The sequence below is a fragment of the Rhodanobacter sp. FW106-PBR-R2A-1-15 genome, from assembly GCF_058789735.1.
Window position 1 is genome coordinate 60,172 of the sequence record NZ_JBYTEM010000002.1, and the last position, 15,608, is coordinate 75,779.

The 15,608-nt window shown below is 64.2% G+C and carries 16 protein-coding genes; 5 read left to right on the forward strand and 11 right to left on the reverse strand.

All coding sequences use genetic code 11. The features are described from left to right. Positions 1-159: 159 nt before the first annotated feature. From AC3WTD_RS01450 to AC3WTD_RS01470, 5 genes are all read right to left on the reverse strand, one after another. Positions 160-1,269 (reverse strand): tyrosine-type recombinase/integrase, encoded by a 1,110-nt coding sequence (locus AC3WTD_RS01450; RefSeq protein ID WP_235645299.1) that lies wholly within the window; start codon positions 1,267-1,269, stop codon positions 160-162. A 196-nt stretch (positions 1,270-1,465) separates the two neighbouring features. Further along, positions 1,466-1,966, reverse strand: a complete 501-nt coding sequence (locus AC3WTD_RS01455) for a hypothetical protein (RefSeq protein ID WP_235645297.1) — start codon at positions 1,964-1,966, stop codon at positions 1,466-1,468. A gap of 1 nt (position 1,967) precedes the next feature. Continuing rightward, on the reverse strand, positions 1,968-2,144 hold the full coding sequence (locus AC3WTD_RS01460; protein ID WP_235645296.1) for a hypothetical protein: 177 nt from the start codon (positions 2,142-2,144) through the stop codon (positions 1,968-1,970). Positions 2,145-2,175: 31 nt separating this feature from the next. Further along, complete coding sequence (locus AC3WTD_RS01465; RefSeq protein WP_235645295.1) at positions 2,176-2,946, reverse strand: hypothetical protein; 771 nt, start codon at positions 2,944-2,946, stop codon at positions 2,176-2,178. After that, positions 2,933-3,295 carry a hypothetical protein gene (locus tag AC3WTD_RS01470; RefSeq protein ID WP_235645294.1) on the reverse strand — a complete coding sequence of 121 codons (363 nt, stop codon included), beginning with the start codon at positions 3,293-3,295 and terminating at the stop codon, positions 2,933-2,935. Before AC3WTD_RS01470 ends, AC3WTD_RS01465 begins: the two co-directional genes overlap by 14 nt. Before the next feature lie 287 nt (positions 3,296-3,582). Here AC3WTD_RS01470 and AC3WTD_RS01475 point away from each other — a divergent pair, with 287 nt between their 5' ends. From AC3WTD_RS01475 to AC3WTD_RS01485, 3 genes are all read left to right on the forward strand, one after another. Further along, positions 3,583-5,259: a DNA-binding protein gene (locus AC3WTD_RS01475; protein WP_041676756.1), complete on the forward strand. Its 1,677-nt coding sequence runs from the start codon at positions 3,583-3,585 to the stop codon at positions 5,257-5,259. Beyond that, positions 5,249-5,935 (forward strand): hypothetical protein, encoded by a 687-nt coding sequence (locus tag AC3WTD_RS01480; protein ID WP_015447882.1) that lies wholly within the window; start codon positions 5,249-5,251, stop codon positions 5,933-5,935. Before AC3WTD_RS01475 ends, AC3WTD_RS01480 begins: the two co-directional genes overlap by 11 nt. A gap of 188 nt (positions 5,936-6,123) precedes the next feature. Further along, entirely contained in the window at positions 6,124-6,354 is a 231-nt protein-coding gene (locus AC3WTD_RS01485; RefSeq protein ID WP_157769735.1) for a hypothetical protein, read from the forward strand. A gap of 594 nt (positions 6,355-6,948) precedes the next feature. On the opposite strand, the gene AC3WTD_RS01490 is transcribed toward AC3WTD_RS01485, so the two are convergent. Continuing rightward, the gene (locus AC3WTD_RS01490) at positions 6,949-7,935 is read right to left on the reverse strand and encodes a DNA-binding protein (protein ID WP_063090038.1); all 987 of its coding nucleotides are present in this window, start codon (positions 7,933-7,935) and stop codon (positions 6,949-6,951) included. Positions 7,936-8,102: 167 nt separating this feature from the next. Between AC3WTD_RS01490 and AC3WTD_RS01495 the strand changes: the two genes are divergently transcribed. Together AC3WTD_RS01495 and AC3WTD_RS01500 are read left to right on the forward strand one after the other, a co-directional pair. After that, a complete protein-coding gene (locus AC3WTD_RS01495) occupies positions 8,103-9,266 on the forward strand; it encodes a tyrosine-type recombinase/integrase (RefSeq protein WP_015447914.1) in 1,164 nt (387 codons plus the stop codon). After that, on the forward strand, positions 9,263-9,571 hold the full coding sequence (locus AC3WTD_RS01500) for a hypothetical protein (protein WP_043795550.1): 309 nt from the start codon (positions 9,263-9,265) through the stop codon (positions 9,569-9,571). Before AC3WTD_RS01495 ends, AC3WTD_RS01500 begins: the two co-directional genes overlap by 4 nt. Before the next feature lie 57 nt (positions 9,572-9,628). Here AC3WTD_RS01500 and AC3WTD_RS01505 read toward each other — a convergent pair whose 3' ends face one another. From AC3WTD_RS01505 to AC3WTD_RS01525, 5 genes are all read right to left on the reverse strand, one after another. Then, positions 9,629-11,272, reverse strand: a complete 1,644-nt coding sequence (locus tag AC3WTD_RS01505) for an ArnT family glycosyltransferase (protein WP_015447894.1) — start codon at positions 11,270-11,272, stop codon at positions 9,629-9,631. A 94-nt stretch (positions 11,273-11,366) separates the two neighbouring features. Beyond that, complete coding sequence (locus AC3WTD_RS01510) at positions 11,367-12,530, reverse strand: glycosyltransferase family 9 protein (RefSeq protein WP_015447893.1); 1,164 nt, start codon at positions 12,528-12,530, stop codon at positions 11,367-11,369. 90 nt (positions 12,531-12,620) lie between these two features. Next, on the reverse strand, positions 12,621-13,022 hold the full coding sequence (locus tag AC3WTD_RS01515) for a GtrA family protein (RefSeq protein WP_015447892.1): 402 nt from the start codon (positions 13,020-13,022) through the stop codon (positions 12,621-12,623). 89 nt (positions 13,023-13,111) lie between these two features. Continuing rightward, entirely contained in the window at positions 13,112-14,293 is a 1,182-nt protein-coding gene (locus AC3WTD_RS01520) for an MFS transporter (RefSeq protein ID WP_015447891.1), read from the reverse strand. 84 nt (positions 14,294-14,377) lie between these two features. Continuing rightward, positions 14,378-15,586, reverse strand: a complete 1,209-nt coding sequence (locus tag AC3WTD_RS01525; protein WP_235642846.1) for a sensor histidine kinase — start codon at positions 15,584-15,586, stop codon at positions 14,378-14,380. Positions 15,587-15,608: the final 22 nt, after the last annotated feature.

Below are 15,608 nucleotides of genomic sequence, written 5' to 3' on the forward strand. Positions count from 1 at the left end.
GCCCCGGTCGGGGAGCGCAAGGGGAATCACCGCCAGTTCCTGACGCAGGCGCAGCAGAGACAGGCGCTGGCCCGCCAAGCGGTAGAGCGAGTCCCCGTCGCTGAGCGCACTGAGACTGAGGTATTCGGACCGGGATGGCGGTACTGCCGCTGGGTGGCCTCAACGATCGGGGTCCTCGGCAGGCCAGAGCCGCTGCAGCTTCCGGAAGCGGCGCTCGCCGGCGCGCCGTGCTTCGGGGTGGGCGGCGTACTTCGCAGGCATCCGTGGATCCTTCCACCGCCCAGCCTGCTGCACCTCGGCGTCGGTTGCTCCGGCCTCGACCATGTCCTGGGCACCACCAACCCGGGTCGAGTGCCCACTCAGGTGCGCCACGGAGACGCCCGCCAGGCGCGCCGCGCGGCGGAAGATCACGCCAACTTCCTGGGTGGTTAGCGGTGGCCAGCGTACGCGCTCGCGGTCGGCGGCGTCGGTGATGGCCTCGGGTACAGGCCGAGGCTCGTGGTCCGCGTCGTGCTCGCGCACCGCGTGGAAGACGAACGGCGACGGCCCAGCGACGGAGCGCCACGCCTCAAGGTCCTGCACAGTCTCGGGACGAAGGTAGCGGATGAGGCCAACTCCCTCCTGATCCGTCTTCGTCTTGCCGAAGCGGTAGGTGCCGCTGCCGTTCGACTCCACCGCAATGCGGTCCCACTCGGCCGACACCAGCTCGGCCGAGCGCATCATGAGGTCATAGGCGGTGTTGATCAGCGCGGCGTCGCGCAGGTCGCGGCGGCGCTGGGCGGCAGCAACCACCTCGCGGTCCTTTGCCTTGGCGCGTCGGCCAGGTCGCGGCCGCTCAGGATCGCGCAACCACGCCGTGGCCTGCTCGACCGCGCCGAAGCCGAACGGCTTGGCCTGCTTCTGTTCGCCGGACAGTTTTTTCCGCACGCGATCGCGCCACCACAGTTGGGCGTTCTTGCCGTCCATGGGATCGGGGCAATGGCAGCGCCAGTTCATGTGGGTAATCGACCACAGGTGGTGCTGCAGCGTGGCCTTCTTGCGTCCGGCGGCGATCAGGATGTCGATGAAGTCGGCGACGTCGTCGAACGCCGACGGCAGCACCACGCGATCGAAGTGGAGGCAGAAGGCCAGCCAGTTGAGCCAGTCGGAGGCCAGGCCGCGCGCGCTGTTGGCCGCATGGACCTCGTAGTCGAAGCGCTCGCGGTGATCCCGGTCCGCCCGGGTCGCCTTCACCTGATCGGCGGTCAGCTCCAGGCGCAGCTGGTCCACCGTACGTGGCGCCAGGCCGGAGCCACCGGGCACAGCCACTTGTTCCGGGGATCCCAGCAGCAGCGCGACGGGTGGGCTATGCCGTGCCCGCGCCCTGAGCTGGGCACGCTCGGCAGCCCAGGGTAAGGGTGGGTAGCGCGGCTCCTTTGGGGCGCGCGGTTTTGGCGGCCGCCCACGGCGGCGCGGCGCGGGCGTCTCAGTCATGGGAGCTAATCCAGCCGTCAATCGCCGCTTTCAGGCGCGCCTCGGCGGCGCGCTTGTCCGAGGGCACGGGCGATGCCGCTTGCTCGGCGGCGCGCCACGCGGCGGCGGCGGCCAGCACGTCGCTCGCCGGGGTGGCGCCGACGCTCAGCAGGGCCGCGGTGTCGCCGGCTTCGGCGCGCTGCCAGCCGTCGGGCGCGCCGCGCCAGACTTCGCCCGTCTCGCGGTCGACGGCGAGCCACTTGCCTGGCGCGCGAGTCCTGAGGGAAAGGGTGACGGAGTCGGTCAGCTCCGGCACCGTGCCGCCGTCGCGCAGCCGCCGGGTCGGGGTCACCGCATGTTTGCGGAAACACGCGATGAGATGGGTGTCCGTGAGCCAGCGGCCCGCGCCGTCGCTGGCCGGATCGTGAAAGCGGCGCATGTAGTTGGTCAGCGTGTAGCGCTGTCCGCAGTAGGGGCAGGGGCCAACGACGTGGGTTCCGCTCGGGTGGGCCATCTCAGGCGTGCTCCGGGTTCACGGTGAAGCTGGCCAGCTGGCGCTCCGGCGTGCGTTGGGCGTGGGTCTGATTGAGGCACTTGCGCTCCCCCACGCGGCCGCGGCCGGCCAGCAGGCCGGTGCGGCCCCCGGTAGGTGGTGGTGTCGTCGCGTGTTGCAGGTTTTTCATGGTTGCCATCGCGGTCTCCTCACGATCAGTCTTTGCGGTCCTACGCCTTCGCTTCGGCCAGACCGCCCAGCGCGGCGCAGCGTGCGCAGTAGCGTTCGTTGAGATGCGACCGCGTGCCCCACGCCGCCAGCGGCACGGCGGTGGCCATGGTGCGGGCGCCGCACAGGGCCAGGACCGCCTTCGGCGCCCGCGACAGGTGGTAGTGCCAGGCGCCGCTGATCCCCTCGGCCAGGGCCAGCGGCCCGTTGAAGTAGCGCAACGCCTCCTTCGGCGCGGCGAAGCTTGGTTCGGCCAGCGTGGCACCCTCGGGACTCTGCAGCTGCCAGCGGTCGTTACTGAGGCGCTGCACCAGCGCCAGCGTGGCGGCTGCGAGCGTGATCCGCTGGACGTTCCGATCGACGCGGTGAAGAGTCGGGGCGGGGAGCCGTGCCGGCGCCGGGTCGCCCGGCTCGGGGCGGGAGCGCGCCAGTTTTTGGTCGGCTAGGCGTCCCGTCCGGCCGGCGCTCTGCCGCCGGCGGCGGCCGGCGCCCTCGGGGTCGATGGTATGCGGCGTCGCCGGCAGAGTGGGCGGCGGGCTCGCGACGCCAGCGACAACATACTCCAGCGCGGCGCGTTCGACCGCGCGCTCGGCCAGCTGCAGGGCGTCGTGCTCGCTGAGCGGGCGGAAGATCTCGCCGAGTTCGCGCATTCGGCCGGCGGGGAGCGCGCCGGTGGTGCGCCACGTGAGGAGATCGCGGGCGCACGGCACCAGGTGGTCTCGCGCAAACGACCGCGCGGTGTGCAGGATGGCGTGCGGCTCAGTGGGCGCCACGGGGCGACTCCTTCACCCGACCAGGAGCCGGGCCGACGGTTTCCGCGGCGTCGCCGGCGATCGCCGCACGCACTTGCGCTCGAATCGCCTCGCGCGTAGCGTCCGGGGCGCGATCCCACAGGACATCCTTGGCGAACGTCAGGAAGCCCTGCAGTTCGGCATCGTCGCGGCCGCTGGCCACGTCGATCGCGCGCTCCAGCGGCGAGCGCCGCGTCGCCAGCGCGGTGCCGGCGAGGCGGTCGTACTCGGCCCGCAACGTCGGATGCGCCAGCGCCAACTCGAGCACGTAGTGCAGCGCTGCCGCTTCGACCGCCACGCGGTCTCTGACCGCCCTCGGCACACTTTCCATGGTTTCCTCCCGCGCCCGGCCCATCCGGCACGCCGAGTGTACGCCCTATTTATCATGCTGCAACAAGGGCCATTGTCTATGCATGATACATATCTCTCGAAGGCGTTAGCTGTACGCCAGTAATGCAGTGCTTTTCAGCGTTATTGACAGCGGATCGGCGCGGCGCGCATGATGCGGCCCAACGCGGCCGTCAGCCGCACTCGAGTGCCGATTTCATGCCCCCTTCGCCCCGTTCCCGCCGCAACGGCGCCGACAGAGACGCTCAGGCACGCGCCGCGTGGCTTGCGTTGATCGACCAGCTCACCAATGGCCAGCCGGGCGCCCGACGGACCTGGACTGGCGATGAACTGCTGGTGGCGCTCTGCGCATTCGGCGACACCGGCCAATCGGTGGTGGCGCTGACAGGACGCCTAAACGCGTCCGCGTCGGCTGCTCCGCGGGCGCGGGAGCAGGTGGACGTGGAGCGCTTCGGGATGGTGCACTTCACGCCGGAGACTACGCCCGCCGGCCGATCCGTCGTGGCCTTCCCGACCGTGAGTGGGCAGGTCTGGCTTACCCCCGCCGCGCTGACCTACCTGCCGTGCCCGGCGTCGCCGGCGGACGGCGTCTTCGTGCTCACCGTTGCCGACCCCGTCACCGCACCGCCGGGTCAGAAGTTGCCCGCGCCCGCTTACCTGCAGGAGGCCGACGGCGCGGGGCAACGCCCGCGATGGGTCGCCGGCGGCCTGGTGCTGGCCAAACACGGCAGCGCGGTCGAGACCGGCATTCTCGCGGCGCCGGACGAAGTCTGGTTCGATTTCCCAGCTCTGGTGCGATGGGTCGGCCGGACCCTCGGCACACCGCCGCCGCGCACCACGGCCGAAGGCCTCGACGATCCGGCGCTCTTCGACACGCTCGTGGAGGCGCTGGCGCGCCACCGCGCCACCGCCGGCGCCGCACGCCAAGGCGCGAAGGCCACTCAGGGGGACGTTGACGCGATCGCCCGCGCCGCGATCGCGATCGGCCTGCAGCCGACCGTGGCGATGCTGACCCGTGTGCTCGGCCGCGGCTCCGCGTCGACCCTGCACCCGCTGCTCAAGTCTTTCTACAGCCGCGCCGTGTCCGAGGGCTTGCTGCCCGGGGCCGAGGCCGTGCCCGTGCACGATGTGCCCCCAGCGTTCCTGACCCTGCTCGATCAGCTGCGCGCTGCGGTCCGCGCGGAGGCCGAAGCCGCGCTCGCGCCCCAGCGCGCCGCGCTCGCTGAGCGCGAGGCCGCCGCCGCGGCCCGCGAGGCGGCCCTCGCCGCCGACCAGAGCGCCCTGGTGAAGGAACGCGAGGAGTTGGCCACCGTCGAGAAGGAACGTACTCGCTACGTCAGCCACCTCGAAGCCCAACTCGCCGAGGCCATCCGCGAGCGTCAGGAGGCGCGCGACATCGCCGCGGGCCACGAGGCGCTCATTCATCGGCTCGAGGCGGAAGCCGCCGCGGCGCGCATGCAGCAGGCCGACGTGGCGGCACGCACCGCAGCCGAACTCGACCAGCTCCGCGAGGAGCGGGCCGCGCTGGCGGCCAGCGAGCGCGCTCAGTTGCAGACGATTGCGCGTCTCGAAAGCGAACGCGACAGCCTCCAAGCCGCGCGCCAGGACCTCGCCGACCGCCTCGCCCAGGCCGGCCGCGACGCCGCCGCCGAGCGCGAGGCTGCCGAGCGCCGTCTGGCCACGGCCCAAGCGGCCGCCGAGGCGCGCTGGCAGGCCTCCCACCAGCAAACCGTCGACGCCCTCGACAGCGCTCGTTTGCAGTGCGATACGGTCACCCGCAAGATGGGTGCCCTGCAGTCCGCATTCGACGAGAAGCGGGAGGCTCTCGCGGTCGCCTTGGCGGAACGGCAGGCGGCACAAGAGGAGCGCGAGCGACTGGCCGCGCTTCTTGGCCGCTTGACGGACGCACCCACTCCCAGCATAGCGAGCGGTACCGATGAGCAGTGAGAACAAGCGACCCGGGTTCATTACCGGGCGGCAGGTGGCCTACGTTGTCGCCGGCATCGCGGCCGTCCCCGTGTTCGTCGGTGGATTGGTTCTGTCAGCGATGGGCATTGACGTGACCGGCAGCAAGAAGGCGAAGGCGTCCGCCGCCGGCACCGCGGCGCCTCCGCCGGGGCCGTCCCTGGCCGAACTGATAGCGCGGATCCAGCAGGGCGCGATGTTCGCGATCGACACCAACATCCTGATGGAGAGCGGCTATCTCGGCGCCTTGGATCGCTTCCTGGAGGCGTTGGCGGCACGTGGCGCCCACATCACCATCGGCGCCGCGCAACGCGAGGAAATCCAGAAGCTGCGGAAGGCGGGCACGCCCGAACAGCAGTCGAAGGCTTCGGCCGCGAGTCGTTGGTTGACCGCCGGCACCCAGCGTCAGGTCATCCGGTTCCTGGATGCCTCGTCCGGTCGCCGGGAGACCTATCTGGACGACGTCCTGGTGCGAGAGGCCCGCGCGCACCTTGCGCACGCCGCAGAGGAACACGCGTTCGTGTACGTGGTGACGGACGACGTCGAACTCACCGGGCGGCTCTATTCGATACCTCTGGCGCTGCAGCGCGATCCGTCGGCCCTCGTCGTTGTCACGGGCCGACAATTTGCAGCGCTCACATCGCATTCGCTGGACTGACCGCCACGCTCCCGTTACGCCACGCAAGAGCAGTGCGTTACCCGACGGCGGACGGCCCGTCTCTTGCATCGCGGTCAGCGGAACGTTCAAGTGAGCATGGGACGACAAAATCGGTCATCCGGATTTGGCTGTGTTTCACCACAATGAAATCCGGTTTATCAGCTGATTAGTTTTTAAGGAGTTGAGCCGTGGATGAGCGTCGAATTGGCCGGTTTTTCGTCCGGCAGGAGCTGTTCGAGCGGGTGAAGGAGTGCATGGGTATTGCGCTGAAAAGACCTGTATCAGACGAGGAAGCAGCGGGCTTTCTGGCGCGGGACCCGCCGCTTCTAGGCCGCATCGTCGGATACGACGAGGTGGACACGGAAGATAGCCAGCGCATTTGGGAAGGCTGCCGTGCTGACCGATCTCTATCACGCTGACGTGTGGTTGACCACACTCGAATCCGGATTCCCAAAAAATGTCCGTTCCATTCGTTGAGGTGTCCTCCCACGATCACGGCACCCTGGAAGGTAGGGCGCATGCGATCCAGGAGGCTGCGAGAGCCGCGTTCGTCGCGATGTAGGGGTTTGGGGAGCAATGGAACGGAAAACCGGGATAAGGATAAATATTCTTTGTCTGTCATGGATTTAGGGTCGTGCCCGGATATGGGAAAAATTGGGTCATAGGCCTCAAACATGGCTTACGCATCCCGCTGCTTGCCCCGCTTATTAGTCGATGGAAAACCCCCGGCTCTGCCGGGGGACTCTCAAAGTTTGACGGCTCCGGGATTTCGCTCCGCGCTGTGTTGCTTTGTGCTCTTGATCTTCGCCGATTGCGAATAGGCCCCTTTGAGGGGCCAGCAATCGTAAAGCCCCCGGCTTTGCCGGGGGATACTTACTTCGAGCCGTCGCCGGCGATGCCTGCTCGGCCAGCTAAGCAGTAAGGCGCGACTCGGCGGCGGTAGCCCGAGTTTCAAGCGACCGCATGGCTAATTTTGCCCAACCCCCAAAAATGTAAAGCGCGTCTTTCGATGTTCAATGTTGCCGGCGTTTTCGAGGCGGTGCAGGTGTCTGAGTTAACCGAGCCTCTGCGGCTTTCGCCCGGGCTTCGAGCGACTGCACCGCCGTGCCCATCCCTTCCAATTGACCGCGAACTGCGGCCAACTCGATGACCATCCGATCCCGCTCTGCGACAGTAGTGGCCAGTGCTTCAAGGCGGATATCACGCTCAGCCAACTCGCGACGATGGCGCCCTGCATCCAAGCGTAACTCCGCCAAGCTGGCCTGCTGCTGTTCCAGTCGCTCTCGCGCTTTGGTCAGCTGGTTTTCCGCGCGCCGCTGGCCTTCGCGTGCGGCGTCGATCTCCTGCAGCATGCGTGCTTGCGCGATCTCCAGTCGCTCATTCGCTTTATCGCGTTCGATCTGGAAAGCCGCATCTCGGCTCGAGATCGCGGCTTGGAATTCCTCGGCCTGTTCGGTTTGAGCTTGACGGATACGTTCGATCTGTTCAGCCGTCTCGGTCTGCAAGGTGATGAACCTTTGTTGCAGCGCCTGCCCATCCTGCAGAGCTTGGTTCTTCGCACCCATCTCGGTCTCCACACGCGCTTGCTGCGCGGCAACTTCATGTCGAAGTGTTTCGCACTGTTCGGTCAGTGCTGTCGCCATCTCCATGGCATCGGCGCGCGTTTGCAGGGCTGCATTCCGCTGCTGCTCGGCCTCCGCCAAAGCGGTCTCCAAGGCGCCCCGCTGTTCGGCAAATACCGCTTCGCCCTGCTCGACAGCGGACACCCACAGGGTGCGCATCGCATCGGCCACAGCGGCCGGGAGATCGGCGCCGAGGGCGTCCGCTTTTGTACGTTCGTCCTTCCACAGCTTCAACTCGTCATTGATCGTCGTGCGGCTGCCCTGCTGGATGGCCGTATAGATCTGGTCGACCGTGATTTCGTGGGGTCGTTTGCCGCCGACAACGAGCTGGGCAGCGGCTTCGCGGGTACGTTGGCGGGTATCACTGACACGGCTCATGGGCATTCTCAGTTGCTGGCGGGTCAATTTCGCAGGATATGAATCATGTATATCATAGTATTACGTTATATGTGTAATGATTAAATCAAGAAAGTTATGATAATCCCTATAATCGAAAGTAATTCAGCAGTACGCTGGTGGTCCCGCGGCATTGGACATCGGTAAGCATGACTGAACATCCTTTGAGCCTCGCCGTACCCCAGGCCCTGCCTCCTGTCCTGTCGGGATGCGCCGGAACCAACCGTGCTCCGGCGAACGTGGCCAGACAGATTGCGGCCAATGACGACGTGGCGGCGATCGGCCTGTGGCTGGCGGAATATCACGACTCGCCCCATACCTTTCGCAGCTACCGCAAGGAGGCAGAACGGCTGCTGCTCTGGGCCACGCAAATACGTGGCAAGCCGGTGTCGAGCCTCACCCGCGAGGATGTGATCGCCTACGAAGCATTTCTCTGCCATCCGCCCGCCACTTGGTGCGACGACAGTCTGGCCCGTCGTGGTGAGCATCGGCGCCTGTTCACGGGACCATTGGCCGAGCGCAGCCGACGTCAGGCCTTGGGCATCCTCGCAGGGCTGTTCAACTATCTCGTACGCGCCGGCTATCTCGCCGGCAGTCCGTTTGTGTTGCAGCGGCGACGCGCGCGTCGCGGGATGCCCCGTGCTATCGAGCGCTATCTGGACCGATCCCTTTGGGACGACGTGCTTCACAGCATCGACGGTTGGCCACGGTCGACGAACCGGAATTGCCAACGCTACGAACGCGCTCGTTGGGTACTGCGTTTCCTGTACGAAACGGCTTTACGGGCTTCCGAGGCCGCCGCGGCCTGCGAGAGCGATTTCCAGCGCGTTCGTGGTCGGTGGTGGCTCCATGTCGTGGGCAAAGGCGACGTCGAGGGTCAGATCCCCCTCAGCGACCATCTCATGGAGGATTTCGCGCGCTATCGGGGCTTCCATGGGTTGCCGCCCGCGCCGGCCGACAATGGCAAGATACCGGCCATTCTGGGGATCGCCGGCCGCGCTTCTGCGCTCACTCCCACGGCGATCTATCAGATCGTCAAGGCCACCTTCCGGCATGTTGCGGATACGCTCCAAAAGGAAGATGCCGCCAAAGCCTCCCGAGTGCGGCGGGCGTCGACTCATTGGCTACGGCATACGGCCGCTACGCATCAGGCCGAAGACGGAACACCGATCCACCACATCCAGCAGAATCTTCGCCACAGCTCGATCGGCACGACATCGATTTACCTCCACGCAGAAGAAGATTCACGGCATGCAAGCACAACGAGAACGCGAGCCGACGCCTCGCAGCAAAGAGAAGGAGACCTGCCATGACTGACCCCGACGATCGTTTCGGCATGCCCGCCAGTGCTTTCAAGGCGGCCAGGGAAAGTCATGGGCTGGATAGCCCCGTTTTTCGGGCGGGCATGTATGTACCCACCCGGCATGAAGTGGCCACGTTGTCTGCCACCCAACTTTTGCCGATCGTGATCGACTGGATGTGGGAAAGTCCGTCCGAACTGATTCCAGACAATAAACAGATTGGGGAACTTCGCGCCCTGCTGGCGGCCCGTCCTGATGCGGATGAGCCGACACTGCGAGAACTCATCACCGCGTGTGATGATTATTTGAAAATTTGATAGCGTGCTCTTTTCAACCGGGTTCAGTTGGAAAATTCGTCCGAAGGGTGCGGTTGTTTAGTTCGCCTTCGGCAGGCCTTCGCGACCGGCGGCCAATTCGCTGGCTGGCCATATGGTCAACCACACGCCACGAAACGGCTGTACATAAAGAGCTATGCGTCGATCGAGAGATGTCACCGTGGCTGGGTAGCTCACGATCAATCCTTGTGGATGTGCTTTTGCCCACACCTGCACCGATTCGCCTTCGGACAGCTGCGCAATAGGTAGTGTCAATCGGCCCAGAAAGTCGAACTGACCGTCGTACGTTTCCAGATTGGCGACGGGTCGACCCTGAGCTTCGGCACGTGCCAGTAACACGGCCACAGGCTTGAGATCGAAAGCTGGCCACCAGGTGAGCGTGAATAGACCATTGGCGGCAACGGCACCCAGAAGGCCCACCAAGGCAATGCGGTGCAACTCACTCCTTCCTGGCAGAAGCAGACCACCCAGCAAGAGATAGAGCACGCCGAACGCGGTGCTGAAAGCCCCCAACGCGACGAGTTGCGTATCACGTATCAGCCCGTGCGCGATGAGCTGCGGAAGCGCCATCAGGAACAGACCGGCGCCAACGGCTAAGACAGCCAGTGGCCAGGGACTCAGCCAGCGGCTGGTCGCCAGCGACGCATGGTTCGGCTGCCATCGAGTCACGGCGGCGGCGAACAGCAATGCGAAACCTGCACATTCGGGCAACAGGTAATACGGCTGCTTGCCGCTGATCAGGGAGAACACCAATAACACCGGGACCAGCCAAGCGAACACGAAACGCAGTCCCGGTTCGAACGGACGACGCAGGGCACACAGCGCGAACCACAGCCTCGGCCAAAGCGCGAACGGAAATACCAACAACGGTAGCACCGGCAGGTACCACCAGAGCGGTTTCGCATGCGCGAACGCTTCCACGACTCGCCCTGCCGTTTGATGAAACAGCAACTGCTCGCGATAGGCCGGACCACCGATCGAGGCAGCCGTGAGCGCCCACGCTAGCAACATGGCGCATCCGGTCAGCACCGCCAGTAGTCCGCCGGCGTACCACCGTCGTGACTCACGCCGCGCCCAATCGTTCCACAGTGGCCCGAGCAACCAAGGGAAGGCGACGTGCAACAGCATCACCGGACCTTTGGTAAGCAACCCGATTCCGAGCGCCAGGGCGAACCCAATGAAACGGGGCGCTTCACGACGCGAGCTAGGGGTAAGGCTGACCAAGGCAGCAAGAACACAGGCGGCGAGCAGCACTTCGTACATCGTTTGCAGGCCGAACAAGAAGGCGTAGGTGAAGGCGCATAGCACCCACGGCGTGGCTTGCGCAACCGCCACGCGTTCAGGGAACAAGCGGCGTGCGAGCACGGTGGCAAGCACCAGCTCGGCAGCCCCCATCATGACTTCGAGTACACGGGGCCAGATGTCGCCCACTCCGGCGATGGCCCATCCCGCATGAATCAGCCAGTACAGCATCGGCGTTTTATCGCTGTAAGGTGCGCCGTTGAGCATTGGCACGATGAAACTGTGCTGATGCCACATTTCCCAGGCGACCGAGAGTGTCCGGGTGGAATACATCGGCATCGGGCCGTGCATGAAGATTGCGGCCAACGCGGCAGTGATCCACAGCGGAAGCCAAGGCCATAACAGACGCAGCGCATCGAAACGGTTTGAATGGGACTGCATAAGGCAACCGGCTAGTGGAGAAAGCGTGCGACAAAACACGCATGCCAAAGTGCTCTACATCGACCGAACGTATTCGGTCGATGCGATGACCCTGTCAATGGTTGAAGGATGACAAGGGTGGCGAAGCCGTGGGTATGCCGAAACTCAGCCACTCGGCAGTGATGGCAGCCACGTCTGAAGCACTCATGGTCTCGGTATCGATGGCCGTATTTTTTTGCCCGTATGGGCCGTATTTTCTCAAACAAGTCACCGAGAACAAGCCTAGTGTTGGGGTGCCGCTGGCGACGGCCAAATGCATCACGCCACAGTCTGCGCTGATGAAACCGTCCATGTTTGCGATCATCGAGGCAAGACGACGCAGATGACGCGTGTAGTAAGAAGCAAAGTTGCCGTCTAGCAGTGTCTGGCCATGTTCCGCGATCAGCTCGACGATCAGCACTTCGGGCTTCAAAGTTCGCAGAGCACCGACATATTGCTTCCACCAATCTTCACCGTATCGTTTGGCACCAGTGGCGTTGGCGAATATCCCGATAACCGGTCGGCTTATTCCTGACCGCTGTCCTGAGGCGTCAAGTACAGCGACGAGCGCCTGCCGGGCTTGCTGCTTCTCGCTATCTGATAGCCCCAAATTGAGTGGTGGGTAGGCTCGATCTACCTTTCCCGTGTAGGCTGTGCGAAGCAAAAAAACACTGCGATGTGCGAGGTGCTCCGGGCATGGCCAGTTGTGCCAAGCCGAGTCCCTTTTCCCGAGGGCATCCGGAAAGCCCAATTTGAAACGGGCCTTGACGAAGGCCAGCAGCAGCCGTCCGGACTGCGAACCGCTGCAGGCGTCGATGGCCAGATCGTAGGAATTGCTTCGCAGTTGCCGAAGCAGCGTGATCGTCAGCCATAGATGTCGTGCGATTTTTCGCGGCAGGCTGAATACCCGGCGAACCTGGAAGCGGTGCGCGAATAAGTCCTCCGCTGCACCACCGCCACAGACCAGGTCAATTTCCGATCCGGGATACAGCGCCTCGATTTCGGCGAGCAACGGACTGAGCAAGATGGCATTGCCGAGCCGGTGATTGGGACGACATACGAGTACACGGTGGATACCGCGAGTTGGCAGCTGGCCCGGCTCGCAAAGTCGGCTTCCGACGGCGCCAAAAAGGCGGCCAAAACATTGCGCAACGACGCGATGGCGCAAAGCCTCCCAGCGCCGAGAAGTGGAACCTGTTGGTGAGTGGGATATCTGGGATGGTGCGTCGCTATTTTTCATCGAAATTTTATCAATACTGTCAAAAGTGGGGCTGTCGCTGCAGCGGCCCTTGCTTAGCCTCCGCTTAAAATCACAAGAGGCTTCTTGAATTTAGTTTTCGTGAAACACCAGCTTTGACTGTACGACATAGGAAATCAAAGCGCCTGTGACTCCCGCGATGAGGAATATCAGGCCCCCCGACAGTCCCATTTTTGTTCCCAATGCGGTGAGCCCCGAGACGACTGCCGCATTGCCCAGCTGGAGCACCGCATAGCGCGGAAGCGCCTGTCTCTTTGGCGTATCACTTTGGAACGTGAGCCGGCGCTGCATCCAGAATGTCGGCGGGATCGGCAGTAAAGTTCCAAAGATCGCCGAAACGACCTCGCCGACGCGAAACCCATAATGCAAAACCATCGAAATGCAAAAATAGAGTAGGAATCCCGTACCACCTGCTAGAAGAAAGAAGAAGGTTCGGCGGACGCCATCATTCAAGGTGATCGATCGGAGGAACATGCTTGAATAGCTCATTGAATGTTGACGCGGAGAGGGAGCACTTGCTTTTCGCTGGCGATAGCCGATTGAATAAGCACGCTATCCATCCTTCAGATAGTTGCCGCACGCTGTGTCGGCAAGATCACCCACAACAGTACCCCGCTCACGATGGCCAGGACGCCGAACACCCCGAACGCGATGCCTGCGGTGGACTGCTGCCAAATGACGCCGAACATCAACCCGGCAGGGATGGCTCCTAACCCCGAAATCATCGTGAACCATCCGAAGGCGGTGCCGCGGTCCGCTTCCGTCGCCAATGTGCTGACCAGCGTTTTTTCCGCGCCTTCGCCGATGCCGCTGAGCAAGGCATAGACGACCACGACGATCCACAGGCCCAGGATATTTTCCACGAACGCGAACAGCAGCAAGCCCACGCCGTAGGCCAACCAGGTGGAGGCCACGACCGTGACTTTGTTGAAACGGTCGGAAACCTTCCCGGCACGCCAGGCGACCCCGGCTTGCACGGCGCACAACACGGCCCAAAGCAGGAGCACCTGGACGTTACCCATACCGATTTCGTGAGCACGTAACAGAATGAAACTCTCCGACGCACTGGCGAAGGCAAAAAGCAGGAAGACGGTCAGGAAGCGCCGCGACGGAACAGTCAACGCACGCCAACGCAAAGGCGCTGGCGTCGTTCCGGGCTTGATCGTTTTCGCCGGCACATCCTTGACGAGAGTCATCAAAACCACCAGCGCGAGGGCCGCGGGAATGGCCGACAGCATGATGACCACGCTGATGCGATGGCTGATCCACAGCAATGCCGCTGCAGCGATCAGGCTGCCGCCGACCGCACCGGCGTAATCCAGGGCGCGATTGATGCCGTACGCATGCCCTCGCAATGCCGCCGGCGTGGCATCGGCCACCAACGCATCGCGGGGGGCACCACGCACCCCCTTGCCGACGCGGTCGAGACTGCGCAGCAACATCACGACCGGCCAGTTGAGCGCGAGTCCCACGAGCGGTCGCGCGATGCTCGACAGACCATAGCCCATGACGACGAAGATCTTGCGCCGGCGCCCACGCACATCCGAGCGACGACCGGCCCAAAGACGAACTCCGCTGGCGACCGCGTCCGCCACGCCGTCGACCAGGCCCATCGCCACCGGACCCGCACCCAACGTCGTGACCAGCAACAGCGGAATCAGCGGCGCAACGATCTGCGATGACAGTTCGTTGAGGAAGCTCACGAAGCCGAGCACGATGATGGTCTTGGAAACGGTTGACCTCATCGGTCGTCTTCAGCGAACCGGATGCGGTTCCGTACGTCCCCATCTTCCGGGTTAGAAGCAGTCCGTGGCTTATCGGGTCGGCCGTCATGCATGGTTGGAGTCCGCAAGGGTGAGCGTTAGCGGCTCACCGGACTGCTGTGGCCATCGCACCGTCCATCCCAACCGTTCGCAAAGACGACTGATCAAGCTCAACCCAAAGCCATTGTCGGACCGCCGTTGGTCAATCCTCGCGTTCGTCATCTCACCAACCTGCGGCCATGGGCTCAGCTCGATGCCCGTGGATGCGATGACTATGGACACCACGGCCCCGTCCGAGAGCTCGCCCGCTCGGCGTAGCAATTGCCCAAACACCAACGTCACAGCACGTTGGGGCGCCAACACGGTGATGCTTGCATCGCCGTGCAGTTGCACGGGTGTCGATGGAGGCATCGTCTGTGCGTCGACGAGGCGCTGCCATGTGGCACGCACAGGAATGGGTTCGGCAACGATCGCCACCTCCGTCTCGTGACGGGCCAGGTAAAGCAGCGTATCGAGCAGATCCGTCAATTCGGCGGTACGTCGACGCACGCGCTGGATGGCGCGCTGACCGGAAGGACCTACCGTGGCGTCTTCTGCGAGCAGATCGACGCTGGCCTGGATCACCGACAGCGGTGAACGCAATTCATGGCTGGTGTCGGCGGTAAACTCCCGTTCGCGCGTCAGGAACGCATCCAGGCGTGCCTGGTAGTGCTCGAAGGCGACCGCCAGCGCACCGACCTCGTCATTGGCGAAGTGGGTGCGAAGGCGATCGTCGCGGCGGGGCGGCGCCGATGCTTCGACCCATTGCGCCAGTCGCTGAACCGGTGCAATCAACCGCCCGGCCAAGAGCAGGCCCAGCGCGCCGGAGACCAGCGTACCTATGAGGATGACACCGGCCATCAACCAACGCAGAAACGTTTCGCGCTGGGCGATGTCGCTCAGATCGATGACGAAGTACAACCGCTGGGTGCCGTCGTCGGAGACGGCGACATACGTCTCCCGATCCCCTTCGCGATCCAGTATGTGTGTCCCCGGTGGCAGGGCGGCCATTTCCGCGGGCACATCATGGCGGTCGCTCGCCCGACTCACATACGCATAGATCCGCTGGGAGGCTGGCAGGGGTGTACTTGGTTGAGTGTGGAGGTGCGCGATGAGGTTGCTGGTTTCGACCTGCAGCAACTCCGTCATCAGGATGCGTTCGAAGTCGGCCATGGAGGTCAACGCCACAGCGGCGAACAAGCTCGACAGCACCACCCCGAAGGCGAGGAACGCCAAGACAATCCGGGTGCGGAGCGTG